This window comes from Escherichia sp. HH091_1A (assembly GCF_030295175.1).
Classification (GTDB): Bacteria; Pseudomonadota; Gammaproteobacteria; order Enterobacterales; family Enterobacteriaceae; genus Escherichia; species Escherichia coli_F.
Genome location: NZ_AP025747.1, coordinates 1752193 through 1763894, shown reverse-complemented (window position 1 = coordinate 1763894; position 11702 = coordinate 1752193). Strand labels below are relative to the sequence as shown.

General features: G+C 49.8%; 10 protein-coding genes and 1 pseudogene. 5 read left to right on the top strand and 6 right to left on the bottom strand.

The window, feature by feature from the left end; all coding sequences use genetic code 11:
• Positions 1-195: 195 nt before the first annotated feature.
• Together ompN and uspF are read left to right on the top strand one after the other, a co-directional pair.
• The gene (gene ompN / locus QUF14_RS08885; protein ID WP_100733965.1) at positions 196-1329 is read left to right on the top strand and encodes a porin OmpN; all 1134 of its coding nucleotides are present in this window, start codon (positions 196-198) and stop codon (positions 1327-1329) included.
• Between the two features lie 140 nt (positions 1330-1469).
• Positions 1470-1904 carry a universal stress protein UspF gene (gene uspF / locus QUF14_RS08880; RefSeq protein WP_001295593.1) on the top strand — a complete coding sequence of 145 codons (435 nt, stop codon included), beginning with the start codon at positions 1470-1472 and terminating at the stop codon, positions 1902-1904.
• Between the two features lie 264 nt (positions 1905-2168).
• Here the strand turns inward: uspF and QUF14_RS08875 are convergent, their stop codons facing one another.
• Positions 2169-2342, bottom strand: a complete 174-nt coding sequence (locus QUF14_RS08875) for a hypothetical protein (protein ID WP_001157926.1) — start codon at positions 2340-2342, stop codon at positions 2169-2171.
• Positions 2343-2681: 339 nt separating this feature from the next.
• Here QUF14_RS08875 and QUF14_RS08870 point away from each other — a divergent pair, with 339 nt between their 5' ends.
• From QUF14_RS08870 to QUF14_RS08860, 3 genes are all read left to right on the top strand, one after another.
• On the top strand, positions 2682-2795 hold the full coding sequence (locus tag QUF14_RS08870) for a YnaM/YnfT family protein (protein WP_120795384.1): 114 nt from the start codon (positions 2682-2684) through the stop codon (positions 2793-2795).
• A gap of 68 nt (positions 2796-2863) precedes the next feature.
• Positions 2864-3097: a cold shock protein YdfK gene (ydfK, locus tag QUF14_RS08865; RefSeq protein ID WP_000836768.1), complete on the top strand. Its 234-nt coding sequence runs from the start codon at positions 2864-2866 to the stop codon at positions 3095-3097.
• Positions 3098-3413: 316 nt separating this feature from the next.
• Positions 3414-4004, top strand: a complete 591-nt coding sequence (locus tag QUF14_RS08860; protein WP_000086527.1) for a recombinase family protein — start codon at positions 3414-3416, stop codon at positions 4002-4004.
• A gap of 97 nt (positions 4005-4101) precedes the next feature.
• Here QUF14_RS08860 and QUF14_RS08855 read toward each other — a convergent pair.
• From QUF14_RS08855 to gpJ, 5 genes and pseudogenes are all read right to left on the bottom strand, one after another.
• Positions 4102-4272, bottom strand: a pseudogene (locus tag QUF14_RS08855) (tail fiber assembly protein); the annotation flags it as partial.
• Positions 4273-4575: 303 nt separating this feature from the next.
• Positions 4576-5154 carry a DUF4376 domain-containing protein gene (locus tag QUF14_RS08850; protein ID WP_286333510.1) on the bottom strand — a complete coding sequence of 193 codons (579 nt, stop codon included), beginning with the start codon at positions 5152-5154 and terminating at the stop codon, positions 4576-4578.
• Between the two features lie 14 nt (positions 5155-5168).
• Positions 5169-7259 carry a prophage tail fiber N-terminal domain-containing protein gene (locus tag QUF14_RS08845; protein ID WP_286333509.1) on the bottom strand — a complete coding sequence of 697 codons (2091 nt, stop codon included), beginning with the start codon at positions 7257-7259 and terminating at the stop codon, positions 5169-5171.
• A gap of 64 nt (positions 7260-7323) precedes the next feature.
• Entirely contained in the window at positions 7324-7923 is a 600-nt protein-coding gene (locus tag QUF14_RS08840) for an Ail/Lom family outer membrane beta-barrel protein (protein ID WP_047085483.1), read from the bottom strand.
• A 67-nt stretch (positions 7924-7990) separates the two neighbouring features.
• Complete coding sequence (gene gpJ / locus QUF14_RS08835) at positions 7991-11689, bottom strand: phage attachment tail tip protein J (protein ID WP_286333508.1); 3699 nt, start codon at positions 11687-11689, stop codon at positions 7991-7993.
• Positions 11690-11702 lie beyond the last annotated feature (13 nt).

The window sequence follows — 11702 nt, the reverse complement described above, 5'->3', positions numbered from 1 at the left end:
ATAATTTTTATTTTGTATGTATTATCTTCGATACATTCACCAGACTTATTATCATTTCAGAGGAATTATTTGATTAAGGTTTTACTTAAGGCGTAACAAATGATATTTATCGGCTAACTGAACTTCTCCTTTAGGATGTTTTCATTCCCCGAAATGGGGATAAAAGGCAAATAAAATAACTAAAGGATTTATTCAATGAAAAGCAAAGTACTGGCACTTTTAATTCCTGCCCTGCTCGCCGCAGGTGCTGCACATGCAGCCGAAGTTTATAATAAAGACGGCAATAAATTAGATCTGTATGGCAAAGTTGATGGCCTGCATTATTTTTCTGATAATTCAGCGAAAGATGGCGACCAGAGCTATGCGCGTCTGGGTTTTAAAGGCGAAACCCAAATTAACGATCAACTTACTGGCTACGGTCAATGGGAATACAATATTCAGGCAAACAACACTGAATCTTCAAAAAACCAGTCATGGACCCGTCTGGCATTTGCCGGACTGAAATTTGCAGATTACGGTTCTTTCGATTACGGACGTAATTATGGCGTACTGTACGACATCGAAGGCTGGACCGATATGCTGCCTGAATTTGGCGGTGACTCTTATACCAATGCAGACAACTTTATGACTGGTCGTGCCAATGGCGTCGCGACTTATCGTAACACTGATTTCTTCGGTCTGGTAAATGGTCTGAACTTCGCGGTGCAGTATCAAGGTAACAACGAAGGAGCCAGTAATGGTCAGGAAGGCACCAACAACGGACGTGATGTTCGCCATGAAAACGGTGACGGCTGGGGTCTTTCCACAACATATGATTTAGGTATGGGCTTTAGCGCTGGTGCGGCATACACCTCTTCTGACCGCACCAATGACCAGGTTAACCATACTGCGGCTGGTGGTGATAAAGCAGACGCGTGGACTGCTGGGCTAAAATACGATGCTAATAATATTTACCTGGCAACCATGTATTCAGAAACGCGTAATATGACCCCGTTTGGCGACAGCGATTATGCTGTTGCAAACAAAACCCAGAACTTTGAAGTCACTGCACAGTACCAGTTTGATTTTGGTCTGCGTCCGGCAGTCTCTTTCCTGATGTCTAAAGGCCGTGACCTGCACGCTGCCGGTGGTGCAGACAACCCGGCAGGTGTTGATGATAAAGATCTGGTAAAATACGCCGATGTTGGCGCGACTTACTATTTCAATATAAATATGTCCACTTACGTTGACTATAAAATCAACCTGTTGGATGAAGATGACAGCTTCTACGCTGCCAACGGCATCTCTACCGATGATATTGTCGCTTTAGGTCTGGTTTATCAGTTCTAAATCCTCCTGCCCGCTGTTATGGCGGGCTTTTTCTGCTTATTCTTCCTCCTTTGATCTAAATTAAAAATGTGAACTCCGTCATTACACAAAAAGTGTCATCTGGCGTTACACTTTATGCGGATACTAAAACAGGAGGTTTTATGAACAGAACGATTCTTGTCCCTATCGATATTTCCGATTCAGAATTAACTCAACGCGTGATTAGCCACGTTGAGGCAGAGGCAAAGATTGATGATGCAGAGGTTCATTTCCTGACGGTAATACCTTCACTGCCCTACTATGCCTCTCTGGGTTTAGCGTATTCCGCAGAATTACCGGCAATGGATGACCTGAAAGCGGAAGCCAAATCGCAACTGGAAGAGATCATTAAAAAATTTAAACTGCCAACCGACAGAGTGCATGTCCATGTTGAGGAAGGCTCGCCCAAAGACCGCATTCTGGAATTGGCGAAGAAGATCCCCGCTCATATGATCATCATTGCTTCCCATCGACCGGATATCACCACTTATCTGCTCGGTTCCAACGCCGCAGCTGTAGTGCGTCACGCAGAGTGCTCCGTGCTGGTTGTGCGCTGACACTAACGCCCGCACATTGCTGCGGGCTTTTTGATTCATTTCGCAAATGTGCTGACATTTTCCCCTCTAATCCGTACCATACACGCCACAGTTTTTATATCAGATTTCTTATGCTGGGCGTTCCGGCATTACGCATACTCTTCTGATGCCATATAACGAATTGAGTCGCTTTTAAATGTCGCAAAATCAAGAAATTAGTAAGAAAGAACAATACAATCTGAACAAGTAAGGGCAAAAATCACAACTCTCTGACTCATAAGTATTTTACTTATTTTTCAATGTGTTAAATATCATCAGCGACAACAATAAGCTACGATAATCCACTCTTTTTTTGCCCCTTTTTTGCCCCTTTTGCAGCGTTTTGCCCCATTTTTGCCACCGAAAAAAATTCCAAAACGTCTCAATCAAAGTCAAACCAACCGCAGCACGTTCTTGCATACGACGTGACTGCGGTTTTTCAACTATTCAGATACATCACTCCCATCACATTCATTCCTCCGCATCAAAGGCATATAGGCTATATCACCTTGATATTTTTCTTCTTCAGATAAAAACTGTTATCTATGTATACTTTTAAACCCAATCCGTGTAGAGTCTCTGCATAAGATAGTTTGCAGTTGCCACTTCAGCTTGCGCCATAAACCGCCTGATTTTTGCCGCCACCTGTTAGCATTCCTGTATACCTGAAACGACAATGTTTATCTACGAACTTTAAGAACACCCAGGATAAAAATTGTCAACTATATCATATATAACACATTACTAATTCGAGGCTATATGAACAGCATACTGATAATCACTTCGCTCCTTATCATATTCAGCATTTTTAGTCATGCTCTAATAAAATTAGGGATTGGCATATCCAATAACCCAGACAAAACCGATGTATAAGTCAACATATCCTGAATCAGACATACAATATCGCAATGAAAATCAATAATATTTTAAGGAATATCTTCATGAAATCAAAAGACACCCTAAAGTGGTTCCCTGCGCAGCTTCCTGAAGTAAGAATTATCCTAGGGGATGCTGTAGTGGAAGTAGCAAAACAGGGAAGACCTATCAATACCAGAACATTGCTTGATTACATTGAAGGAAACATAAAGAAAAAATCATGGCTGGATAACAAAGAATTATTACAAACAGCGATATCAGTTCTTAAAGACAACCAAAATTTAAATGGTAAAATGTAATATAATAAACTTACTTTTTTATCATTTTTCCACTTTAACAACATTTTGCTCCACTTTTCCACGACCAAACAACTTGAAATCTGGTTAAAATAACACGCAACACTATTCTTCTTCCTTGAGTCCGCCCGGAACTCGAAAAACAAACCGAGTTAAAGCCATTTTTCACAAAATCGATTTTGGGTCTCACCAAAATTACGGGGTTGCATACGCATTCGTTTATTTTCGAACGTGTACATACAAATATGCACAAAAATAATCATAATTATTTTCTGAGATGCATTATGATATGAACACCAATTTCGTATAGAGTCTCACTATGTCTCGAATTTTTGCTTACTGTCGGATATCAACGCTGGATCAAACCACCGAAAATCAACGCCGGGAAATCGAAAGTGCAGGTTTTAAAATCAAACCTCAGCAAATAATCGAAGAACACATTAGCGGCTCAGCAGCAACCAGTGAGCGTCCTGGTTTTAACCGGTTGCTTGCTCGCCTGAAATGTGGTGATCAATTGATTGTGACAAAACTGGATCGCCTTGGTTGTAATGCAATGGATATCAGGAAAACAGTGGAACAACTGACCGAAACAGGTATCAGAGTGCATTGCTTAGCATTGGGTGGCATTGACCTGACCAGTCCAACAGGAAAAATGATGATGCAAGTAATTTCAGCAGTCGCTGAATTTGAACGAGACCTTTTACTTGAACGCACTCATTCCGGGATAGTAAGAGCCCGCGGCGCAGGGAAACGTTTTGGTCGACCACCTGTGTTAAATGAAGAACAGAAACAGGTGGTATTCGAACGAATTAAGTCAGGTGTAAGTATAAGTGCCATTGCCCGGGAATTCAAAACCTCGCGGCAAACCATTTTAAGAGCCAAAGCAAAACTTCAGACACCTGACATATAAAAAATAATCTCGGTGTGAGATGCTTTACGTCTTCCAAGCCCCCTTCCTTGCCGTAAATGGAAAGATACATCTAATTATAGAATTTATATGTTTTACCCTACGGCAGTGCTGGCCATTCAATATCCTGTGCAGTTGACGTATCAACACGGTTCAGCAATACCCGATACTTTTTCCATGCTTCCAGCAACGATGTTTCTTCCTCCGTTGTGATTTCCAGGTCTACAGCATCCTGAAGTGGCGCAATATGCTCACTGGCTATCTGTATCACATAAAACTGCAACACCCGCATTGCTGCCTGCAGCCCCCGAAAACATGACCGACATCATTAGGGTGAACATCGTCAGCCCCTGTATACAGCTGCCTGTTACTGCTGTTCACCACATCACGCATATCAACAAACGGGAGATTCAGCGTGGAGCAGCATTCCATTATGGCTACACGAACAGTATCAAGTTTCGCTGTATGACTCAGTGGTGTTGCCGGGCCAATTGTAACTTCGCGATTTTTTCTGGGCTAATTGAGGCGCAATTCCGGGCGGGGAGCTCACAACCCCAAAGCCCGGAATTGACCGCTAATTATCGCTAATCACCATTTCCCTGATTGAACGCAAATCATCCAGATTATTCAGTTGTTCCTTCATCTCGCGCTGGCGTTCGTGGATTTTAAAGCCCTCCGCCACCATGGCCACCATCATGGCATCGTTCAGCGCAATAAGTTTCTCCCTGGTCAGTTCGACGTTATTATTATCCGCATCAGTCCAGAAAAAACCATCCGGAAGCAGTCCGGCCTGCGCTGTTGCAACCACGGGCGCAAGGCGTGACTGCGAGGTTTTTCCGCCATCAAAACGACGGCCATCAAACGTGAAAATAAACTCAACGTTTTCCTGACTGTCGCGCCATGCCTCAATTTCCCGCCTTTTGGCATCCTTTGCCGCTGCAATAAGTTCCGGCGTGACGGTGAACGGGGCGATTTCGCCCCATTTCCCGCTTTGCAGCTCCTGCCAGACATGCTGGCCTGTCGGGGCCATATCATCCTGTATGGCAGTATACAGGGCGAACTCCGTTTCACCTTCAAATAACACCTCGCAGTCAACCGCACCATTTTCAAGATAATGTGCGTTTCTGATACCTTTCACCGCTCTGATTTTCATGCCTGATTTCCTCATTACTCAATGCGTACAAAAAGACCGATAAAGCCACGCTGAGTACCATAATTGTTACCCAGGCCCGAAAGCGCCGTGTAACGACCGGGGAAGTTGTATTCACCGGCACCGCCAATCACAACCTGCGGTGAGGATGCGTATGTCCCTGTATCACTAACCTGTGCACTCATGGCCAGAGGACCAAGACGGGAACCCGGCACAGTATCACCGAGTCCCAGAGAAGCATTTTCACCAAAACTTTCTCCCTGATATACCGCCATAATCGGCACACCGACGGCCGGGTATTGGTAATATGAGAACGGACCATTACCGGCGGTTGAGGACATCAGATATGCCAGGGAGTTGCCGTCATACACAATAAGGCTTGATGTTGCATTCCAGCTGTTACCACTGTAGCGATAACGCATACAATGTATGCTGTGCTCATCCTCGTAATACTGGTTGTAGTACAGCAGCATTTTGAATTTACGCGCTGAGTCTGAACCATCGTTATCAGAGGGTGACCACATCACATCAATGATACCGTTAAATTTCGTGGTGCCCACCAGCAGCGTGGAGGAGTCCGCAATACTGACCGCATAACGCCCCGGGGTGACTGTCTGCAGCCATATAACGAAATCAGCCTGTCCGTTAAATGACAGAGCTTCGGCGCTGGTGAATGCCTGTCCAAACCCATACATCCCGGACAGGGCCAGCCTGCCCGGTGTGCGGTCACGGATATCACTCTGGGGTTCCATCGTCGCAGCCGCGCTCAGCTCAAGCTCCGTGCGCATGGCTTCAGCCGTGTCATGCGCCAGCAATGCGCGGCCCTTCTCTGACAGCAGAGACAGTGAGGCATTCCCGTCCGTATTGAAGTACAGAAGATTATCTGCCCGTTGCGTCAGTGCGCTGATTGCCGTTAAGACGTCATTAAGCGGTTGTTTGCCTGCCAGCGCGTTTGTGATTGTCGTCGCAAAGTTCGGGTCATTGCCCAGCGCCGCTGCCAGCTCGTTCAGGGTGTCCAGAACTTCCGGCGATGAGCCAACCAGCGCAGCAAGCAGTTTGCGCACAAACGCTGCGTTCGCTGCTTCCAGACCGGCGGCATCATCCGGTGGGGTTGGGGTGGTTGGGGTGCCGGTGAAGGCCGGGCTGTCCAGTGGCGCTTTTGTTTTCGTCTCGTCCATGACGGTTTTGACAGCCTTTGGCGTGGCAGCCAGTTCCTCGCTGTCGTTGTCCGTATCACTACACAGTTGCACCAGACCTTTTTCTGTCGTGGAGGCATTTGTTGCATTCAGGTCATCAACTATCTGCTGCGCCTCATCCCTGTACTGTTTCGCTTCCTGCGCATTGTCTGCACCTGCATCCTGGCTGGCTTTAGCCTGTCGGGCGTATTCGGCAGCGTTATTTTCATGCCCGAGTGCAGCATTTGCTGCATTTTCCGCGCTGGTTGCAGCTGATGATGCGGCATTATGATAAAGGCGGGCACGTTCGGCGGCATCGACTGATTCATCCCGCGATGTGCCTGATGACTGTGCGCTGTTTTCTGCCTCACCCGCAAAACGTTCCGCATCATCACGGGCCGTTGCGGTTGTCGTCACATCCTGTGCCGTCTGCTGTGCGTTTCCGGCTGCAGCTTCGGCGCTCTGCTGTGTCTGATTTTTTAGCTCTTCTGCCTCATCCTTACTAACCGCCGCAGATGTTGCTGCATTGATTGCATCATCAGCAGCTGTTTCTGCTCTCTCCCTGTCACTGACCACCTGCTCAGACAAGCGAACAACGGTATTTACCATTTCCTCAAAACGCTTCATTACCTCAGGGCGTAAATCACCCTCCTTTGGTGCATCCAGAAAAGCATTCAGCGTATCCGGCTCATCTGTCGGTGCAACATAAATTTCCCCCGCCTTTACAGGAGGATGCCCTGAGCGGGACAAAAATACATCATAAAATCCCGGCTCAGCATTAATAGTATACCCGCCATCACTTCCCGTAAGACAGGTTGCCACAATATTAACCACAACTGTCGGACTGGTTCTTCTGGCACGCAATTCAATCGCACAGTTTACGACAGGCTCACCCGCTCCGTCCTTCAGGACACCTGAAATCTTTACTGCCATATTCACCCCACAAAAAAGCCCGCCTGAACCGGCGGGCTGTCATAACACTGTGTTACCTGGCTAATCAGAATTTATAACCGACACCCACGATGAAACCGTCAGTGCGCCAGTCGCCACTGCCGGAGCCTTCATAAGCAATATCAATGGCCACGGATTCGGTCGGGTTAAACTGCACGCCAGCTCCCCACGCCAGAGACGTGTTGCTGTGGCGACCGTCATCACTTCCGGTCAGCACATCGTGCGTTTTCCCCTTATTGTCAGTTACGCGGAGATAATCCCCGGAGAAAGTCGACACACGGCTGTAAGCCACACCCGCCATCGCATACGCGCTGAACCATTCATTCACGCGCACAGACGGCCCCGCCATTACGCTGAACCAGCGGTTACGAACGGAATCTTCATGCCAGCGGGTATCACTGTAACGGGTCAGCTGGCGATTCTTGTCTCCTGCATAGCTGAATGACGTCACCAGCCCCAGCGTGTCCGTAAATTCATAACGGTATTTCACGTTAATGCCCTTCAGGTCATCGTTTCCGGGCATATCAGTATGGGACTGAAGATACCCGCCGCTTAGTGTGGACTGATGCTCTGCTGCACTCGCTGGCGTACCAGCGGCGACCAGCCAGACTACTGCAGACAGAATAACAGCACATAATTTACGCATAATTACCTCTCGCTTTTCTGCAATAAAAAAGGCGCCATTTCTGGCGCCCGTATCTGGGTTATAAAATTCAGCTAATCGTGATGCCTGCAGTGGCTTTCTTCATCACCACAACCAGCAAATCGCTGATACTTGCTGTGGGATACCAGTTATTTACCAGCCATGCTGACACCGAAAACTCCAGTGTCATGTGACCATGACCAGCCGGCATATCAATAACACCACTGTAAATCAGCGTATTATCCAGCGCGGTACGGTTATAAATTTCAGCACCGTTTTTCCGCACTATCAGACGGCATGAGGAGTAAATATCAGTATGCTCTTTCTCATGTTTAGCGCCGCTGAATGCCACCGCCGGAATAACAATCTGCCGGTCAAACGGCTGATCGTCATAAACCCTGACGGTAATGGTCCCTGATGGCCACCGTTCCGGTGCACGGGAGTCCCGGGGGAAAGCTTTGCCCACTGTTTTAACGAGATCGCCTTCAATCTGGTTGGCGGACAGTTTTCCCAGAACCCGACAGTTCTCGTTAATCGTGACGTTGTTGAGCGTCCCGGAGTTCGCATTCACGTTACCGCTGATATCGGCATTTTTCGCCGTCAGCCGCCCGTCCGGTGTCAGGGAAAATACCGGCGGATTGCCGCCGCTGGTAATGGTGGGAGCCGTCAGGCGTTTCAGGAACACGTCGTTCATGAATATCTGATCGCCCTGACCAACAAACATCGGTTTTGTGTTGCCATTTGCAGGATTAATCATCGCAATCCTGTCTGCCGCCAGCAGCACCTGGCTCTGCATACCGTCAGGGGTGTTCTCAATACCGGCACCGATACCCGCAATATAAAGGCGACCATCCTGCATCTGCTGCAGTTTCACGGCCCACATACTGTTCAGGTTATTACTGGTGTCCGTCTGAACCTTTTGTATCTGCTGGATGGTGGCCTCCTGATCTCCCAGCTTCTGGTCCGTTGTCGTCATGATTTCACTGCTTTTTTGATCCACATACTGGCGAACCTGCGCTATCTGGCGTGCATTCTCCTCATTACTCTGACTGACCGTCTGCGTGAGTTCGCTGCTGACGTTATCCACTCTCTGGCTCACCTGTGATATACCCAGTGACAGCTCATCATTTTTTTTCGCAACCAGCTGTGTGAGGCTGTTTTCTGTCTCCCCGATTTTTTGGGTCACTTCAGCAATATCACTCTCTATCTGCTGATTGATCTCATCCTCCAGTTGCTCAACTTCACTGCGCAATGCCGAGGCATTAATACGATCGTTCAGCTCCTGCCCCAGCAGGGTGCTGTTTATTTTCCCTTCAAAAAAATTGAGATACACCTCAGCATCATTAACCGGCTGGCCGACAGCTTCCACAAACGCTGATTTACCGACGATGTTCACACTGCGGATATAAAAGTAATAATCATGGCCCGGCCTGATATTAATACTGGCAGCTGTCCAGTACATCGCCGTACCAAGATAGCGGGCTGTGGTTTCAACCTGCCGGATATCCGTAATCTGATTTTCCGAGAACCAGAACTCAAACTGCACCGTCGGGTCATACACCGCAAGACGCGGGACTGCCGTTATCTGAAAATACCCCGGTATCAGTTCAATAGTGACAGGCGCTGCCGGTGCGGCAATCCGGAACGATACCGACGCCGGATCACCCTGCTGCCCCCGGGCATTTACAGCCCGGACCGTCAGCATATAACGCCCCAGCGCCAGTTGTCTGAAGCGGTATATGGTTTCCGTCGTCCGGGCTGTGCTGACCAGCCGCTCACTGCCGTCGTCCGCTGCCACGGTCAGGCGAAGCATAAATCTCACGCCCTTCACCACCTTCGGCGTGTCCCAGCGCGCCAGCACCTGGTATTCCCCGCTGTCTGCGGTGACTTCTGCGGTCAGGTGCTGCACCGCTGGCGGCGTGACACCATTCACCGTGCCGCTCTGGTCGCCGTCAAAGTGCGCCCCGTTATCCACGATGGCCTCTTTTTCCGGCACATGCTGCACGGCAGTGATGGCATACGTGCCGTCGTCGTTCTCACGAATACTCACACAGCGGAACAGGCGCTGGCGCAACGTCGGCAACTTCAGCCCCCACACGCTGTATTCAGCAACGCCGTCAGGAACACGGCTCACTTTCACCTTCACGCCGTCGGTGACGGACTGGACCTCCACGCTGACCGGATTACCCTCACCGTCAACCAGGCTTATCAGCGTGGTGCCGGAGGATGGCAGCGTGATTTCACGGTCGAGCGTCAGCGTCCGGGTCTGGCTGTTCACCGCCAGCACGCGACCACCGATGCTGATACCGGCATAGTCATCATCGCAGATTTCAATAACATCGCCCGGCACATGGCGAAGCCCTTCTGCGCCCACGCTGAAATCCACGGTCTGCGTTTCCAGCAGTTCCGTTTTAATCAGCCACAGCCCGGCTCGGTGTGCCTGCCCCCGGCTGGTACAGCCAAAGGCATCCATCTTCGTGACGTTACGACCATAACGGGCAATGGCCTGCGTGTCCTCCACAAGCTCTGTCGCCGTCTCCCAGCCGTTATCCGGGTCAATCCAGTTCACCTCAACGGCATTATGGCGGTCCTTGAGGGCGCTGAAGCTGTAGCGGAACGGCGCGCCATCATCCGGCATCACCACATTACTGCGGTTATAGGTCCACACCTTATCCGACGGTCGGTCCTGCACGAACGTCAGCGTCTGCCCGTTCCATACCGGCATACAGCGCATCGCCGAGCAGAAATCACTGAGCACATCCCACGCCTTGCGCTGTGTGGTCAGGTACGCATTACAGGTGATGCGCGGCTCCGTGCCGCCAAAGCCGTCCGGCACTGACTGGTCGCAGTACTGGCCGATGACATACAGCGCCCATTTGTCCACATCCGCCGCACCAAGACGTTTCCCCATGCCGTAGCGTGGATGGGTCAGCATATCCCACAGACACCAGGCCATGTTATTGCTGTATGCTGGCTTAAACGTTCCGTCCCAGATACCGCTGTATTGCCGCGTCTGCGGGTTATAGTTCGACGGCACCTGCAGAATACGCCCGCGCAGATGATAATTACGGCTCACCTGCTGGCTGCCGAACTGCTCCGAATCCACCTGTACGCCGACCAGTGCCGTGTTCGGGTAGCACTGTTTCACATCGATGATTTCGGTGTATGACGACCAGAGCGTTTTGTTCTGCAGCTGGTCTGTGGTGCTGTCCGGCGTCATCCTGCGCATCCGGATATTAAACGGGCGCGGCGGCAGGTTATCCACCACCACCGAGGCCAGATACTGCGAGGTGGTTTTGCCCTTAATGGTGATGTCTTTTTCCGTCACCCAGCCACCGTTACGTTGTATCTGAACCAGCAGGCGGACTTCCGACGGATTCCTGTCCCCCTTAGAGGTGGTTTCCACCAGTGCCTGCACGCCGAAAGTAAAACGCAGACGGTCAATGTTTGCCGACGTGATGGTCCGGGTGATCGGCGTGTCATATTTCACTTCTGTACCGAGCACCGTCTCGGAGCCGGAGGATTCAAATCCCTCCGGCGGTGTCTGCTCCTGCTCACCGGCCCGGAACACCACCGTGACGCCGGATATATTGGTATTCCCCTCACTGTCCAGCACCGGCGTACTGTTCAGCAGCACGCTTTTTAATCCATCCACCGGACCTTCAACCGGCCCTTCGCTGATGGCATCGATCACACTCAGCAGCTGCGTGGACTTCAGGTTGTCCTTCGCTTCGCGCGGGGTATGCCCCTTACTGCTGCCTTTACCCATTCGTCATGCTCCA

Bases quoted from the DNA above. Each gene is read 5' to 3' on its own strand.
- QUF14_RS08845 (WP_286333509.1), bottom strand. From the start codon at position 7,259: ATGGCAGTAAAGATTTCAGGTGTCCTGAAGGACGGAGCGGGTGAGCCT.
- ydfK (WP_000836768.1), top strand. From the start codon at position 2,864: ATGAAATCAAAAGACACCCTAAAGTGGTTCCCTGCGCAGCTTCCTGAA.
- gpJ (WP_286333508.1), bottom strand. From the start codon at position 11,689: ATGGGTAAAGGCAGCAGTAAGGGGCATACCCCGCGCGAAGCGAAGGAC.
- ompN (WP_100733965.1), top strand. From the start codon at position 196: ATGAAAAGCAAAGTACTGGCACTTTTAATTCCTGCCCTGCTCGCCGCA.
- QUF14_RS08870 (WP_120795384.1), top strand. From the start codon at position 2,682: ATGAACAGCATACTGATAATCACTTCGCTCCTTATCATATTCAGCATT.
- QUF14_RS08850 (WP_286333510.1), bottom strand. From the start codon at position 5,154: ATGAAAATCAGAGCGGTGAAAGGTATCAGAAACGCACATTATCTTGAA.
- QUF14_RS08840 (WP_047085483.1), bottom strand. From the start codon at position 7,923: ATGCGTAAATTATGTGCTGTTATTCTGTCTGCAGTAGTCTGGCTGGTC.
- QUF14_RS08860 (WP_000086527.1), top strand. From the start codon at position 3,414: ATGTCTCGAATTTTTGCTTACTGTCGGATATCAACGCTGGATCAAACC.
- uspF (WP_001295593.1), top strand. From the start codon at position 1,470: ATGAACAGAACGATTCTTGTCCCTATCGATATTTCCGATTCAGAATTA.
- QUF14_RS08875 (WP_001157926.1), bottom strand. From the start codon at position 2,342: ATGCAAGAACGTGCTGCGGTTGGTTTGACTTTGATTGAGACGTTTTGG.